This is a genomic window from Streptomyces sp. NPDC014907 (assembly GCF_055562975.1).
Genome location: NZ_JBVHEG010000003.1, coordinates 451,091 through 464,881, shown reverse-complemented (window position 1 = coordinate 464,881; position 13,791 = coordinate 451,091). Strand labels below are relative to the sequence as shown.

Genomic DNA, 13,791 nt, shown 5'->3' with positions numbered 1-13,791 from the left:
AACCGTCGGGCGGGGCGGGGCGGGGCGGGAGGGCGGCGGGCGGGCCGCTCACCGGGGCGCGGACGTCACGGTGCCGGTGTCCCCGGTCGTGCCACGACCGGGGACACCGGCGTCCGGATCAGCGTCCGGTGCCTCCGTAGACGACGGCCTCGTCCGAGTCGCTGTCCAGGCCGAAGGCGGTGTGCACGGCGCGCACGGCCTCGTTGACGTCGTCGGCGCGGGTGACGACCGAGATGCGGATCTCGGAGGTCGAGATCAGCTCGATGTTCACGCCCGCGTCGGAGAGCGCGCGGAAGAAGTCCGCGGTGACGCCCGGGTTGGTCTTCATGCCGGCGCCGACCAGGGAGATCTTGCCGATCTGGTCGTCGTAGCGCAGCGAGTCGAAGCCGATGGCGCCCTTGGCCTTCTCCAGGGCGTCGATGGCCTTGTGGCCCTCGGCCTTGGGGAGGGTGAAGGAGATGTCCGTGAGGCCGGTGGCGGCGGCGGACACGTTCTGCACGATCATGTCGATGTTGATCTCGGCGTCCGCGACGGCCCGGAAGATGGCCGCGGCCTCGCCCGGCTTGTCCGGCACCCCGACGACGGTGATCTTCGCCTCGGAGGTGTCGTGGGCGACACCCGAGATGATGGCCTGCTCCACCTTCTGGGCTCCTTGCGGTTCGTTGCTGACCCATGTGCCCCGGAGTCCCGAGAAGGACGAGCGGACGTGGATCGGGATGTTGTAGCGGCGCGCGTACTCGACGCAGCGGTGCAGCAGCACCTTGGAGCCCGAGGCGGCGAGCTCCAGCATGTCCTCGAAGGAGATCCAGTCGATCTTCTTCGCCTTCTTCACCACGCGCGGGTCGGCGGTGAACACGCCGTCGACGTCGGTGTAGATCTCGCACACCTCGGCGTCGAGCGCGGCGGCGAGCGCCACGGCCGTGGTGTCGGAGCCGCCGCGGCCCAGGGTGGTGATGTCCTTCTTGTCCTGGGAGACGCCCTGGAAGCCGGCGACGATGGCGATGTTGCCCTCGTCGAGGGCGGTGCGGATGCGGCCCGGCGTGACATCGATGATGCGCGCCTTGTTGTGGACCGAGTCGGTGATGACACCGGCCTGGCTGCCGGTGAACGACTGGGCCTCGTGGCCCAGGTTTTTGATCGCCATGGCCAGCAGGGCCATGGAGATCCGCTCTCCGGCGGTCAGCAGCATGTCGAACTCGCGCCCGGCAGGGATCGGGGATACCTGCTCGGCGAGATCGATCAGCTCGTCCGTCGTGTCGCCCATCGCGGAAACCACGACGACCACCTGGTGGCCGTTCTTCTTGGCGTCCACGATCCGCTTGGCGACGCGCTTGATGCCTTCGGCATCGGCAACGGAGGAGCCTCCGTACTTCTGCACGACAAGGCCCACGTGCGCTCCTCGCTCAGTCTGTGCCGCAGCCGGCGCTGCGATCGGCTCAGTCTATCGGGGGACTCGAAAACGCCTACGAGGTGCCGCATGCTGAGACATGCCGCTCAGTACGTGATCACCCGCGCGAAAGGCGCCCGACGGACGGCCTCCGGCTCCCCGGCGGCTCCGGTTCCGGCTCCGCGGCGCTTCCGGCTCCCCGGAGGCCGGGGCCCCCGCGGCGGCCTCAGCTCCGCAGCGACTTCAGCCCCAGCGGTCCCGCGATCTCCTGGATCATCACCCGGCCCGCCTCCTCGGCGAGGTCGTCCTCGGCCAGGTCCTCGTCCGTGTCGAGGCCGTCCAGGGCCGCCAGCGGCTGGTCGAGGCGGACGTGGGCGACGAGGGACTGGAGGGCGCGGAGGGTGGCGGAGGCGGTGGGGCCCCAGTTGGAGAAGTAGGAGAACTGCCACCACCACAGGGCCTCGCTGGTCCGGCCCGCCCGGTAGTGGGCCAGGCCGTGGCGCAGGTCGGCGACGATGTCGGCCAGGTTGTCCGAGATCCGGGCCGGGATCGGCGCCTTGCGCGGCTCGTACGGGTCGAAGACCTCCGAGAAGACGTCGACCGGGTCCAGGAGGGCGGCGAACCGTTCCCTCAGGTCGTCCACGTCCGGCTCCGGACCGGTGTCCGTCTCGTACTCCTCCTCCGGGAGGATGTCCTCGTGGGCGCCGAGACGGCCGCCCGCCAGGAGGAGCTGGGAGACCTCCAGGAGCAGGAAGGGCACCGCGCTGTCCGGTTCGTCGCCCTTGGCGACCTCGGTGGTCGCGACGATGAAGCTCTCGACGGAGTCGGCGATCTGGACCGCGAAGTCGTCCGGGTCCTGCGCGACGGAGTGCAGTGTGGGGTCAGACATCGAGCCGCCTTCCTCGGGCACCCACGCGTGGGCTGGTTCGTCGTCATACATCCAGCAGCCTCCGCCCCTCGAAGGCGCGGCCGAGCGTCACCTCGTCCGCGTACTCCAGGTCGCCGCCGACCGGGAGCCCGCTCGCGAGCCGGGTCACCCTCAGCCCCATGGGCTTGATCATCCGCGCCAGGTACGTCGCGGTGGCCTCGCCCTCCAGGTTCGGGTCGGTGGCGAGGATCAGCTCGGTGACCGTGCCGTCGGCGAGCCGCGCCAGCAGCTCGCGGATGCGCAGGTCGTCCGGGCCGACCCCCTCGATGGGGCTGATCGCCCCGCCGAGGACGTGGTAGCGGCCGCGGAACTCACGCGTCCGCTCGATCGCCACGACGTCCTTCGGCTCCTCGACCACGCAGATGACGGTCAGGTCCCGGCGGGGGTCCCGGCAGATGTTGCACTGCTCCTGCTGCGCCACGTTGCCGCAGACCGCGCAGAACCTGACCTTCTCCTTGACCTCCAGGAGGGCGTGCGCGAGCCGGCGGACGTCCGTGGGCTCGGCCTGGAGGACGTGGAAGGCGATCCGCTGCGCGCTCTTGGGACCGACGCCGGGCAGCCTGCCCAGTTCGTCGATGAGGTCCTGAACCACGCCTTCGTACAACGGAACGCCCTTCTCGGGGGTGCTTGATTCTTACGGTAGTGGCTGGGGGCGGGCCTTAGTAAGACCGGCGTGGGCCGGGGCTCAGAAGCCCAGGCCCGGCATGCCGCCCATGCCCTGCGCCAGCGGGCCGAGCTTGGCCTGCTGGATCTGCTGGGCGTTGTCGTTGGCGGCCTGCACGGCGGCGACGATCAGGTCGGCCAGCGTCTCGGTGTCCTCCGGGTCGACCGCCCGGGGGTCGATCACCAGGCCGCGCAGGTCGCCGGAGCCGGTGACGGTCGCCTTCACCAGGCCGCCGCCCGCCTGGCCCTCGACCTCGGTGGCGGCGAGCTCCTCCTGGGCGCGGGCGAGGTCCTGCTGCATCTTCTGGGCCTGCTGGAGAAGCTGCTGCATGTTGGGCTGGCCACCACCGGGAATCACGGTCACTCCTGAGGGTCGGTACGTCGTCGCGTCCGCACGGTTACGTCCGCATGTGTCGGTACGCCGAGCCTACGTGTTCCCCGGCCGCCCCGCCTCCACCACTCTTTCGGGTGAGAGAGGTCGGGCGCCTCTACCTGATCAACGCCCTCTTGCGGGCGGAAATCCTGGGATTCCGCGCCCATCGCCCACCATTCGGCGGTAGGAAGGGCGGGCACCACGTGCACCGCACGGCACAGCAGGACACGAGCGACACGAGCGCCGGGCCGAAACAGCGGCGCTGAGCTGAACAGAGGAGTCCCCCGGTGAGCCAGCAGCCGGAGATGCAGCCACCGGGGCACCCCGGGGAAGACGTCCACCGCGATCTGACCGGTAAGCCCTTCCCCCTGGGTGACTGGGGCGAGCCGGCCGAACGGCTCGACGAGCTGTACCGCTGGGTGGAGGCCCATGCCCTCCGCACCGCCGAGTGGTACCTGGCCGACCGGGTCCGGAAGCGCCGGGGCGCCCGGTTCCTGCGGATCGGCACGGCCGCCGGCGTGATCGCGGGCGCCGCCCTTCCCCTGCTCGACCTGACCGGGGTGGTGACGGGCGCCGCCGGCTGGGGCTATCTGTCGCTGCTCCTGGGCGCGGCCTGCATCGCCTGCGACCGGTACTTCGGTCTCACGTCCGGCTGGATGAGGGACGTGGCGACGGCGCAGGCGGTGCAGCGGCGGCTCCAGGCGCTCCAGTTCGACTGGGCCTCGGAGAGCGTCCGGGAGGTCCTGGGCCCCACGGAGGGCACCGCGAGCGAGGCGGCCGAGCGCTGCCTCGGCGTGCTGCGGCGCTTCTCGGAGGACGTGACGGAGCTGGTGCGGGCGGAGACCGCCGACTGGATGGTCGAGTTCCGTTCGGGTCCGGCGCCGCTCGCCCTCCAGTCGGTGGGCGTGACGCCGCCCCGCACCGAGCCCGTCCACCCGGCGGGGCGCTTCCCGATGCCGCCGGTGGCCCGGCCGAACATGCCGCGCCAGCGGCCCCCGGAGGCCCGCTAGGTCCTGCCGGAAGCCCGCCAGGTCCCCGCCGGGGGCCCGCCAGGTCCCGCCGGAAGCCCGCCGGGGGCCCGGGCCCGGGACCCGGGAGACGCCGTCCCGGGCCCGGGAAGCACCGGCCGGGGCCCGGGAGACGCCGTCCAGCACCGTCCCGGCCCTGGAAACACCGGCCGGGCGTCAGCTCAGGACGATCATCGAGCCCTGGGCCAGGCTCCGGGTCGCCGCCGCGTGCAGCCCCAGCCACACGTGCCGCTCCCGGGCGAAGGGGCCGTCGTCGTACGGGACGGACCCGGCGGGCTCCTCCAGGGTGGTCGGCCGCTCCGGGGGCGACGGCGCCGGGGGCGGGTTCATCGGGTCGATGCCGATCGAGGGCGCCACGAACTGCAGCTCCCGCAGCAGCCCGTACGAGGAGCCGAGCGGCCCGCCGCCCTCCAGGAGCTCGTCGCTGGCGAGCGGCACCGGGAAGTCCACCGGCACGTACGCGCCCGCGTAGTCGTAGTGCCACACCAGGTGCGACTGCTGGGCGGTCGTCTCGAACATCTCCAGGAGCTGTTCGTAGTCCCCGCCCAGCTCCCCGACCGGCTCGACGGGCAGTCCGCACACCTGGAGCAGGTAGGCGCGGCGCAGGAAGTGCAGGGCCTCGTAGTCGAATCCGGCGACCGGGGCGACGTCGCCGGAGAGCCCCGGCATGTACGCGTAGACGGGCACGGTCGGCAGGCCGGAGGCGCTGAGGACGGCGTCGTAGGCGGCTATCTCTTCGGCGAAGGGGTTGTCGGGGCTGTGGCACAGCACGTCGACGAGGGGGACCAGCCACAGGTCACAGGCCAAGGGAGACTCGCTCTCCGTCAGTCACGGGGACGGCGGTTGCAGGGACGGGTGGGCACGGGGACGGCGGGTGCGGGGACGGCCGTCACGGCGGGGTCGCCGGGACGGTCGGTCGCGGGGACGGTCGGTCGCGGGGACGGTCGGTCGGGGTCGGCGCGGTGGGCGGGGCCCGCCCGCCGGGCACCTGCCTGAGGACCTGCCCCCGGAGGCGGGGCCTCAACCCGCGAGGGACCCGGCCCGCCGTGCGGGGAGCCGTCACCCGGACCGCCGCTCCAGCCGGTCCGCCCACTCCAGCGCGTGCGCGTCGTACTGCCGCACGACCTCCACGGCCCCCTCCGCGTCGCCGCGCGTGACCGCGTCGACCAGGTCCACGTGGCCGCTCCACAGCCACCCCAGGAGGTCCCGCTCGGAACGCAGGTACGGCACGGAGAAGGCCCAGGTCTGGACGCGGAGCCGGTGCAGGAAGTCCACGAGGTGGTCGTTGGCGGCGAGCAGGTGGCCCAGCTCGCGCCAGTAGCGGATGTCGTATCCGATGAGGACGTCCAGGTCCCCGGCGCGGGCCGCGCGGGCGGCCGCCTCGCCCCGGCGCCGCACGGAGACGAGCGCGACCCCGGCGCCGGGGGTGAACACGGCCCCGGTGCCGGGGACGGGTTCCGGTCCCGTGCGGGGCGGCGGTACGGCGGTGCGGCGGCGGAGGACGCCCTCGACCACGAGCATCCGGGCCTCGACCATCCGCCGGTAGTCGTCCACCGAGTACGCGCGGACGCGGAAGCCGCGGTGCTGGTCGGAGTCGAGGAGTCCCTGCCCGCAGAGGTCCACGAGGGCCTCCCGGACGGGCGTGGCCGAGACCCCGTACTGCTCGGCGATCTGCTTGACCGTGAACTCCTGGCCGGCCTTGAGACGGCCCGCGAGCACTTCGTCACGCAGCGCGTCCGCGATCTGCTGTCGCAGGGTGCTGCGGGTGACGGCTCCGCTCGCGGGCATGGTGGTGGGTCCCCCTCCGTCCGGCTGCGGACACCCTAGTCCAGACGGAGGGGGGCTCCCCGGCGCGCGGTCAGACGGTGTGCTCGTCGGCCACCGAGAGGGCCGCGTCCAGGGCCGCCAGGCCTTCCCGGGCCTCCGCCTCGGAGACGTTGCAGGCGGGGACGGCGTGGGTGCGGTTCATGTTCACGAAGGGCCACAGGCCGTGCTTCTTCGCGGCGGCGGCGAAGGCGGCCATGGGGGCGTTGGCCTCGCCGGCGGCGTTGTAGGGGACGAGCGGTTCGCGCGTCTCCTCGTTCCTCACCAGGTCGAGCGCCCAGAAGACGCCGGTGCCGCGCACCTCGCCGACGGAGGGGTGGCGTTCGGCCAGTTCGCGCAGGCCGGGGCCGAGGACGGTCTCGCCGATGTGCGCGGCGTGCTCCACGACCTTCTCGTCCTCCATGACCCGGAGGGTGGCGACGGCGGCGGCGCAGGCCAGCGGATGGCCGGAGTAGGTCAGGCCGCCGGGGTAGGGCCGCTTGTCGAAGGTGGCGGCGATCTCGGCGCCGATGGCGACGCCGCCGAGCGGCACGTAGCCGGAGTTCACGCCCTTGGCGAAGGTCATCAGGTCGGGCACGACGCCGAAGTGGTCGGCGGCGAACCACGCGCCGGTGCGGCCGAATCCGGCCATGACCTCGTCCAGGACGAAGACGATGCCGTACCGGTCGCAGATCTCGCGGACGCCGGGGAGGTAGCCGGGCGGCGGGATCATGATCCCGGCGGTGCCGGGGATCGTCTCCAGGACGATCGCGGCGATCGTCGCCGGGCCCTCGAAGACGATCGTGTCCTCCAGGTGCTGGAGGGCCCGCGCGCACTCCTCCGCCTCGGTGGTGGCGTGGAAGGGCGAGCGGTAGAGGAAGGGCGCCCAGAAGTGCACGACGCCGGCGGAGGCGGTGTCGGAGGGCCAGCGGCGCGGGTCGCCGGTCAGGTTGACGGCGGTGGAGGTGGCGCCGTGGTACGAGCGGTAGGCGGAGAGCACCTTGGTGCGGCCGGTGTGCAGCCGGGCCATGCGGACGGCGTTCTCGACGGCCTCGGCGCCGCCGTTGGTGAAGAAGATCTTGTCCAGGTCGCCGGGGGTGCGCTCGGCGATGAGGCGTGCGGCCTCGGAGCGGACGTCGACGGCGAAGGCGGGCGCGAAGGTGGCGAGCTTCCCGGCCTGTTCCTGGATCGCGGCGACGACCCGGGGGTGCTGGTAGCCGATGTTGGTGAAGACGAGGCCGCTGGTGAAGTCGAGGTAGCGGTTGCCGTCGTAGTCCCAGAAGTACGAGCCTTCGGCGCCGGCGACGGCGAGCGGGTCGATCAGGCCCTGGGCGGACCAGGAGTGGAACACGTGCGCGCGGTCGGCGGCCTTGACGGCGGCACCGGCCTGGGGGTCGGGTGCGGCGTGAGGGGTCATGCGCCCGAGGGTACGGACGCGCGGCCGGGGAGGACCATGGCCATCCTGTCCACCGGGGCCGGGAGGGACGCGACACGTTGCCGGGCCGCCGGACGGGGTCCGGGCGCGTCCGGCCCCGGCGGCGCCGCTGCTCCCCGCGCGGCGGCGCCCGTCCGCGCCGCCGGTCTCAGCCCTCCTGCGGGATCTGGGCCGGGAGCAGCGGGCGCCGCTCCAGCAGTTCCGTGACGGCGCTCCGCAGGAGCAGCGGGTGCACGAACCGGTCGGGTCCCGTCGGGAGGCACCGCCACGCGAGCGGCCAGGTCCGGCCGGTCAGGGCGGGCACCGGCACGTAGCTGACGTGGGCCGGTCCCGAGTTGAACCGGGTCACCCCGCGCGGCCACGACTTGTGGGACGTGGACCCCGGCGGCACCAGGAAGTACACCCCGCGCCGGCCGTTCGCCTCGATGACCACCGGTCCCGGATCGCCGTCCGTGAGGGCCTCCATCCAGTCGGCGAGCCTCCGCCCGTCGTCACCGTCGACGCGAACGGCGTCGAATTGCACGCCCGCCTTACGGAGCTGAAATCCGGAAACCGGAATCCAGCCCGCGTTTACTTCCCGGTTCTCTTCGTTCACGGGGACATGCTCCCGCGTCGGCGCTAGCGTTTTCCAGGACTGCTGAGGGTGCGTCGGCAACCGCTTGACCTGCGCCAACCCGCCCTGTGAGCAGTTGAATTCGGCGGGGATCAGTTGAGACCGGTTGAGTCCGGTTGAGCTCGAATGGGGAGCACTGTGGCGCGAGCGGAGAACAAGGAAACGGCGGGCCCGGCGGCACGTACGGTCGCGGCGGTGGCGAAGAAAATGCGGATGCGCAAGGGGCTCACCCAACCGCAACTGGGGTCGCTGATGGGGTACACCGGAGCGGCGATCAGCGCCATGGAGACCCTGGCCCAGCCGGTGAGCGACGGCATGCTGGTGCGGCTGGAGGTGGTGCTCGGGGAGGGGACGGGCATCTTCGAGGAGCTGCGTCCGCTCGTACGGCTGGAGAAGCTGCCGGAGCTGTTCAGGGACTACGCGCGGATCGAGCAGACGGCACGGAGCTTGTGCCTGTACTCGACCCCCAACATCAACGGATTGTTCCAGACGGAGTCGTACGCGCGGGCGCAGATCGCGGGCGGCTACCCAACACCCACGGACGAACGGGTCGAGGAACTCGTCAAGGCCCGGATGGACCGCAGGGCGATCTTCGACAAGAAGCCACTGCGGCTGATCGAACTGATCCTGGACGAGGCAGCGCTGCTCCGGAAGTACGGCAGCGAGGAGGTCATGCGGGAGCAGTACCGCCACTTGGCTGAGTGCGCCCGGCGCAATAACGTCACGGTCCAGGTCCTGCCCCTGGACATCGGCCTGTGTGGTGAGAACGCCGGGGCAAGGGGCGAGTTGAATCTGGTGGAGACCGACGAACACACCCGACTCGTCTACCTGGAGGTCCAGGACGAGAGCGTGCTGCTCACCGACCCTGTGAAGGTGAGTACGTACGCCCAGCGTTATGCGAAGATCCGGGCACAGGCCCTGGACCCTCGTGCCTCCCTGGGCCTCATCGAGCGGTTGGCGGGAGAGGGAACATGAGCGAGACCCTGCACTGGTTCAAGTCCAGCTACAGCAATGACAACGGGGGCAACTGCGTCGAGGTCGCCTTCGACTGGCGCACGTCCTCGTACAGCAACGACAACGGCGGTGACTGCGTCGAGGTGGCCACCTGCTCCCACGCCGTGCACCTCCGTGACTCCAAGCAGCGGGACGGCGGACCCACGTTCGCCGTGGAGCCCGCCGCCTGGTCCGCGTTCGTCGCGTGGCAGAGCTAGGACACGTTCCTGCGCTCCTGCCCGTGGAGCGGGCCGGGCCGGGCTGTACCTTCTGACCCACCATACGAACGAAACCGTGTGCGAGGAGCGGGAACGCCCTCGCACACGGCCTTGGGGAGGGGAAGTTTGCGTACGGTGATGAAACGCGGCCTGGCGTCCTTGCTGGGTCTGGCGGCCGCGGGGGTTCTCGGCACGGCGACGGCCGCCCCCGCGCAGGCGGCGAGCAGCGACTGCCCGAAGGGCTACTTCTGCGCCTGGAAGACGGACAACGCCACGGGCACGATGTTCAAGACGAACAAGTCCCTCGCGACCCTGGGCACGTGGAACAACACGTTCAGGTCCCAGGTCAACCGCACCTCGAAGTTCGCCTGCGTCTACGACCTGCCGAACTACGAGCTCGGCACCTACTGGTCCCTGGAACCGGACGAGAACCTCCGGAACGGCTACGACATCGTCGTGAACCCGCACGCCGGCTCGGTGAAGCTGGTCGGTACGGAACGCGAGTGCACCGGCGACGCGTACCCGACGTGGTACGCGGAGAAGTCGCCCAGGGCCGCCGGGTTCGGTGACCTGAACGGCGACCTGAAGGCGGACGTCCTCGTCCGCGACCGCGTGGGCCGGTTGTGGTACCTGCCGGGCGGCTTCGACGGCAGGCTCGTCGGCTCCGGCGGCTGGAACGCCATGAACACCCTCGTCCGGCACGGCGACTTCAGCCGCGACGGACGCGAGGACGTCATCGGCCGCGAGGCGTCGACGGGCAGGCTGTGGCTGTACCCCGGCACGGGCACGGGGTCGCTCGGCGCCCGCAAGCTGCTCGGTTCCGGCGGCTGGAACGCCATGTCGAGGATCGCCGCCGTCGGCGACCTCTCCCGCGACGGCCGCGCCGACCTGCTCGCCGTGGAGAAGTCCACCGGGAAGCTGTGGCTGTACCCCGGTACGGCCTCCGGCACGCTCGGGGCCCGCAAGCTGCTCGGCTCCGGCGGCTGGAACGCCATGAACGCCCTGACCGGGCCGGGCGACATGAACGGTGACGGCCGCGTCGACCTGATCGCCCGCGAGGCGTCGACGGGCAGGCTGTGGCTGTACCCCGGTACGGCCTCCGGCACGCTCGGGGCCCGCAAGCTGCTCGGCACCGGCGGCTGGAACCTGATGGGCACGTTCCTCTCCGTCGGCGACTTCACCGGCGACGGCAGGGCCGACCTCGCGACGATCGCCAACGACCCCCGGCTGACGCCCGAGCACCAGGGCGAGCTGCGCACCTACCGGGGTCTCGGCACGGGCGCCCTGGTGTGGGACGGTACGGGCGACGGCAACTGGTGGGGTCTGAACGGCGCGTTCTGACCCGCCGGACCCGCACACGAAGGGCCTCCACCCCGGAGAGGGGCGGAGGCCCTGTGCGCGTGCCGCCCGCCCCGCGCGGGGCCGGCCGGACGTCAGCAGTACAGGTTCGCGCCGGTCGGGACGCCCAGGATCTGGGTGAACTGCTGGTACTTGGTGACCCGGCTCTGCACCTGGGCCGGGTTGCCGCCGTTGCACTCCAGGGAGCCGTTGATCGAGCGGATCGTCTCGCCGAAGCCCGCGCCGTTGACCATGGCGTTGTGGGGGGTCATGGTGCCGGGGCCGTTCTGGGTGTTCCAGTACCAGAGGCCGGTGGCCATGGCGACGGCCGGGTCCTGCTCGACACGCCAGGGGTTGTTCAGGAGGTCGATGCCGAGGGCGTCGCCGGCGGCCTTGTAGTTGAAGTTCCAGGAGAGCTGGATGGGGCCGCGGCCGTAGTAGGCGGCCTGGCCGGCGGGGCAGCCGTAGGGCTTGCCCGCGTCGCAGTAGTGGGGGTAGTTGGCCGTGTTCTGCTCGACGATGTAGTAGAGCCCGGCGGTCTCGTGGGAGACGTTGGCGAGGAAGGCCGCGGCCTCCTGCTTCTTCACCGTGTCGCCGCCGGTGGTGGCGAAGGCGGGGTACGACTTCAGGGCGTTGACCAGGCCGGCGTACGTGTAGAACGGGTTCCGGTTCGGGAACATCTGGTTGAACTGGGCCTCGGAGACGACGAATCCGGTGTTCTGGCCGCCGTCGCCACCGCCGCCGCCCGTGCCGCAGACGCCCTCGTCGCGCCAGACGCCGGAGGCGCCGCCGGGCGTCTCGTTCTGCGTCCACCACTGCGCGTACCAGTTGTGGCCGTTGTACGAGGCGGTCTTGCCGCCGGTGTAGACCGTGGCGGGGTTCCAGGCGGTCACGCAGGCGGGAGCCGCGCCGGCGGAGGCGGCGGGGAGGAGCACGGTGACGCCGAGGGCCGTACAGAGTGCGGCGAACAGCGTGAGCAACTTGCGGAGCATCGCTCGTCCTTCCGGGTGGGGGCCGGGTACGGGAAGGGCCAGCGAAGCGCGATTGGTCTGGACCTGTCAAGGTCTGGACCAGGAAACGTGACAAGGGGTCGAGGGGTCGGTGGACCGGAAGGGCGGAGGACCGTCGGACCGGAGGAGCGGTGGGGCGGAGGAGCGGTGGACCGGTGGGGCGGTGGACCGGTGGGGCGTCGGGCCCGGGGCGGACGGAAGCCGTCCGCCCCGGGCGCGCCGCTTACAGCAGGTTGAAGTTCTGGAAGCCGTAGCCGATCTTGGCCGGCGCCTTGAACGGGGCCTTGGCGCTGCCCGTACCCGAGTAACGGAACAGGTCGCCGTTCTTCTTGCGCGCGATCAGGTCCGTCCTGCCGTCGCTGTCCATGTCACCGACGGAAAGCAGGCGGTCGTACACGTTCCACCCGCCCCCGACCTTCGTGCGGCCCGCGAAGGGGGCCTTGTAGTCGCCCGTGCCCTTGTAGAGCCACAGGACGCCGCCCTTGTCCAGGGCGACGATGTCGGCCCTGCCGTCGCCGGACAGGTCCCCCTGGCCGGCGATCTGGACGTACTGGCCCCAGCCGCCGCCGACGCGCACGCGCGGGGCGAGACGGCCGTCCGGGTACGCGAGGTACTCCCACAGGACGCCGGACCTGTCGAGACCGAGGAGGTCGGCCTCCTTGGCCCCGCCGAGGTTCCCCGGCGAGAGGACCGTGCCGTAGATGTTCCAGCCGGTGCCCACGGTCTTCACCTGGACGTCGTCCCCGACGACCGAGATGTGGTCGAGCGAACCGTCCTTGTAGAGGTGCCAGGAGCTCTCGGCGAAGCCGTCCTTGTCGTTGTCGGCGTCGAACGAGCCGGCGACGAAGGAGAAGTCTCCTTCGAGCTTCTCACCGGGCTCGAAGCCTCCCCGGAGGTTCGGGATGTAGAGGTGCAGATTGGCGGTCTTCTTGTGGACCGCGACCATCGGGAAGGTGGGCGTCCGCACCTGGCCGTCCTGGGCACCGAACGTGCCCGCCGCCGGCGCTCCGGCGGCCCGCTGGGCGGCCTTGGCCTTGGCCCGCGCCAGGTCCGTCCCGTCCGGAGCGCCGGCGGCGAAGGCCGTGCCGGCGGCGGTCGCCGCCGCGACGGTGACGGCGGTGGTCACGAGCGCCCCCCGGAGCACGTGACGGTGTCGGTTGATCTTCATGAGGTGTCCCCCCTGTGATGTTCCCTCGGCGGCGCGTGACGCGAACCACCGGTGTCCCCACCTTCTCATGCGCCTCCGACAGACCACTCGGGAGTTTCTTCGCCCCTTCTCCCTTCACCAGCGGCCTTGTTGGGCGTACCGGGACGAGTCAGTCGAACCGAATGTGCCGGACCCCGACCGCCACCCGGCGCAACCGCCCCCGGAGCGGGCCGTCGGTGCCGGGCGTGAGGCGCAGCCCGGCCGAGGCGGCGACCCGGTCCGCCACCTGAGGGAGCGTCAGGCGGTCGGTGCGGACGTGCTCCGCGAACTCCTCGCCGCTCAGGCGCTCCAGGCACAGGTCGAGCCGGGACACGGCGAAGCTCTCCCGCCGCCGCGGGGCGTCCTTCCCCGCGACGTACCGCACCACGCGGCCCACGCCGCGCTCGCGCAACCGGCGGAGCACCGTCCCTCGCTCGGCGAGGAGCGTGAAGTGCCGTACGTCGTGGCCCTGTTCGCGCAGGCGTCCGACGGTCTCGGCGAAGTACTCCGGCTCCACCACCGTCATCGGCACGATCACCGTGCCCGGGTGCTTCCGGAGGACCAGGTCCAGCACGTCGTGGACGCCCCGCCGCCAGACCGGAAGGTCCTGGAAGTCACCACGGAGGTCCGGGGGCATCATGCGGTGCAGGCCGAAGCCCAGGTGCTCGGGATCGCAGACGACGCTGCCCGGGAGCCGCCGCCGCAACTCGTACGCGGTCTGCGTCTTGCCCCCGCCGAAGGGTCCGTTGAGCCAGATCAGCATGGACCGACCCTAGGGGGCGGCCCGGGGGGTGCGACCTCGGTGCCGCCGGGAGG

At 71.7% G+C, this 13,791-nt stretch carries 15 protein-coding genes; 4 read left to right on the top strand and 11 right to left on the bottom strand.

The window, feature by feature from the left end:
* Positions 1-118: 118 nt before the first annotated feature.
* The 4 genes from ACZ3IL_RS11295 to ACZ3IL_RS11280 form a co-directional block, all read right to left on the bottom strand.
* Positions 119-1,390, bottom strand: a complete 1,272-nt coding sequence (locus tag ACZ3IL_RS11295) for an aspartate kinase (RefSeq protein ID WP_467388923.1) — start codon at positions 1,388-1,390, stop codon at positions 119-121.
* A gap of 223 nt (positions 1,391-1,613) precedes the next feature.
* Positions 1,614-2,276: a DUF5063 domain-containing protein gene (locus ACZ3IL_RS11290; protein WP_467388921.1), complete on the bottom strand. Its 663-nt coding sequence runs from the start codon at positions 2,274-2,276 to the stop codon at positions 1,614-1,616.
* 43 nt (positions 2,277-2,319) lie between these two features.
* Positions 2,320-2,919, bottom strand: coding sequence for a recombination mediator RecR (gene recR, locus ACZ3IL_RS11285; protein ID WP_188271073.1), 600 nt, complete (start codon positions 2,917-2,919; stop codon positions 2,320-2,322).
* A gap of 81 nt (positions 2,920-3,000) precedes the next feature.
* Positions 3,001-3,336, bottom strand: a complete 336-nt coding sequence (locus ACZ3IL_RS11280; protein WP_467388919.1) for a YbaB/EbfC family nucleoid-associated protein — start codon at positions 3,334-3,336, stop codon at positions 3,001-3,003.
* A 320-nt stretch (positions 3,337-3,656) separates the two neighbouring features.
* Here ACZ3IL_RS11280 and ACZ3IL_RS11275 point away from each other — a divergent pair, with 320 nt between their 5' ends.
* The gene (locus ACZ3IL_RS11275) at positions 3,657-4,361 is read left to right on the top strand and encodes an SLATT domain-containing protein (RefSeq protein ID WP_467389294.1); all 705 of its coding nucleotides are present in this window, start codon (positions 3,657-3,659) and stop codon (positions 4,359-4,361) included.
* 174 nt (positions 4,362-4,535) lie between these two features.
* Here the strand turns inward: ACZ3IL_RS11275 and ACZ3IL_RS11270 are convergent, their stop codons facing one another.
* The 4 genes from ACZ3IL_RS11270 to ACZ3IL_RS11255 form a co-directional block, all read right to left on the bottom strand.
* On the bottom strand, positions 4,536-5,186 hold the full coding sequence (locus ACZ3IL_RS11270) for a hypothetical protein (protein ID WP_467388917.1): 651 nt from the start codon (positions 5,184-5,186) through the stop codon (positions 4,536-4,538).
* 252 nt (positions 5,187-5,438) lie between these two features.
* Positions 5,439-6,167 (bottom strand): GntR family transcriptional regulator, encoded by a 729-nt coding sequence (locus ACZ3IL_RS11265; RefSeq protein ID WP_467388915.1) that lies wholly within the window; start codon positions 6,165-6,167, stop codon positions 5,439-5,441.
* A gap of 70 nt (positions 6,168-6,237) precedes the next feature.
* Complete coding sequence (locus ACZ3IL_RS11260) at positions 6,238-7,599, bottom strand: aminotransferase class III-fold pyridoxal phosphate-dependent enzyme (protein ID WP_467388913.1); 1,362 nt, start codon at positions 7,597-7,599, stop codon at positions 6,238-6,240.
* A gap of 166 nt (positions 7,600-7,765) precedes the next feature.
* Positions 7,766-8,212 (bottom strand): hypothetical protein, encoded by a 447-nt coding sequence (locus ACZ3IL_RS11255; protein WP_467388911.1) that lies wholly within the window; start codon positions 8,210-8,212, stop codon positions 7,766-7,768.
* Between the two features lie 156 nt (positions 8,213-8,368).
* Here ACZ3IL_RS11255 and ACZ3IL_RS11250 point away from each other — a divergent pair, with 156 nt between their 5' ends.
* The 3 genes from ACZ3IL_RS11250 (at position 8,369) to ACZ3IL_RS11240 (ending at position 10,782) form a co-directional block, all read left to right on the top strand.
* Complete coding sequence (locus ACZ3IL_RS11250; RefSeq protein ID WP_467388909.1) at positions 8,369-9,205, top strand: helix-turn-helix domain-containing protein; 837 nt, start codon at positions 8,369-8,371, stop codon at positions 9,203-9,205.
* Complete coding sequence (locus tag ACZ3IL_RS11245) at positions 9,202-9,441, top strand: DUF397 domain-containing protein (RefSeq protein WP_467388907.1); 240 nt, start codon at positions 9,202-9,204, stop codon at positions 9,439-9,441. The genes ACZ3IL_RS11250 and ACZ3IL_RS11245 overlap by 4 nt, the downstream gene beginning before the upstream one ends.
* 138 nt (positions 9,442-9,579) lie before the next feature.
* Positions 9,580-10,782 carry an FG-GAP-like repeat-containing protein gene (locus tag ACZ3IL_RS11240; protein ID WP_467388905.1) on the top strand — a complete coding sequence of 401 codons (1,203 nt, stop codon included), beginning with the start codon at positions 9,580-9,582 and terminating at the stop codon, positions 10,780-10,782.
* 92 nt (positions 10,783-10,874) lie between these two features.
* Here ACZ3IL_RS11240 and ACZ3IL_RS11235 read toward each other — a convergent pair whose 3' ends face one another.
* The 3 genes from ACZ3IL_RS11235 to ACZ3IL_RS11225 all read right to left on the bottom strand — a co-directional run bounded on the left by ACZ3IL_RS11235 (position 10,875) and on the right by ACZ3IL_RS11225 (position 13,738).
* Positions 10,875-11,771 (bottom strand): glycoside hydrolase family 19 protein, encoded by an 897-nt coding sequence (locus tag ACZ3IL_RS11235; protein WP_467388903.1) that lies wholly within the window; start codon positions 11,769-11,771, stop codon positions 10,875-10,877.
* Between the two features lie 241 nt (positions 11,772-12,012).
* Positions 12,013-12,957 carry an FG-GAP repeat domain-containing protein gene (locus tag ACZ3IL_RS11230; protein ID WP_467388901.1) on the bottom strand — a complete coding sequence of 315 codons (945 nt, stop codon included), beginning with the start codon at positions 12,955-12,957 and terminating at the stop codon, positions 12,013-12,015.
* A gap of 148 nt (positions 12,958-13,105) precedes the next feature.
* Positions 13,106-13,738, bottom strand: a complete 633-nt coding sequence (locus ACZ3IL_RS11225; RefSeq protein WP_467388899.1) for an AAA family ATPase — start codon at positions 13,736-13,738, stop codon at positions 13,106-13,108.
* Between the last annotated feature and the right edge of the window lie 53 nt (positions 13,739-13,791).

What these genes read in the sequence shown, in the direction of transcription:
- ACZ3IL_RS11245 (WP_467388907.1), top strand. Translation starts at nt 9,202, where the DNA reads ATGAGCGAGACCCTGCACTGGTTCAAGTCCAGCTACAGCAATGACAAC.
- ACZ3IL_RS11275 (WP_467389294.1), top strand. Translation starts at nt 3,657, where the DNA reads ATGCAGCCACCGGGGCACCCCGGGGAAGACGTCCACCGCGATCTGACC.
- ACZ3IL_RS11265 (WP_467388915.1), bottom strand. Translation starts at nt 6,167, where the DNA reads ATGCCCGCGAGCGGAGCCGTCACCCGCAGCACCCTGCGACAGCAGATC.
- ACZ3IL_RS11260 (WP_467388913.1), bottom strand. Translation starts at nt 7,599, where the DNA reads ATGACCCCTCACGCCGCACCCGACCCCCAGGCCGGTGCCGCCGTCAAG.
- ACZ3IL_RS11240 (WP_467388905.1), top strand. Translation starts at nt 9,580, where the DNA reads ATGAAACGCGGCCTGGCGTCCTTGCTGGGTCTGGCGGCCGCGGGGGTT.
- ACZ3IL_RS11230 (WP_467388901.1), bottom strand. Translation starts at nt 12,957, where the DNA reads ATGAAGATCAACCGACACCGTCACGTGCTCCGGGGGGCGCTCGTGACC.
- ACZ3IL_RS11290 (WP_467388921.1), bottom strand. Translation starts at nt 2,276, where the DNA reads ATGTCTGACCCCACACTGCACTCCGTCGCGCAGGACCCGGACGACTTC.
- ACZ3IL_RS11225 (WP_467388899.1), bottom strand. Translation starts at nt 13,738, where the DNA reads ATGCTGATCTGGCTCAACGGACCCTTCGGCGGGGGCAAGACGCAGACC.
- ACZ3IL_RS11235 (WP_467388903.1), bottom strand. Translation starts at nt 11,771, where the DNA reads ATGCTCCGCAAGTTGCTCACGCTGTTCGCCGCACTCTGTACGGCCCTC.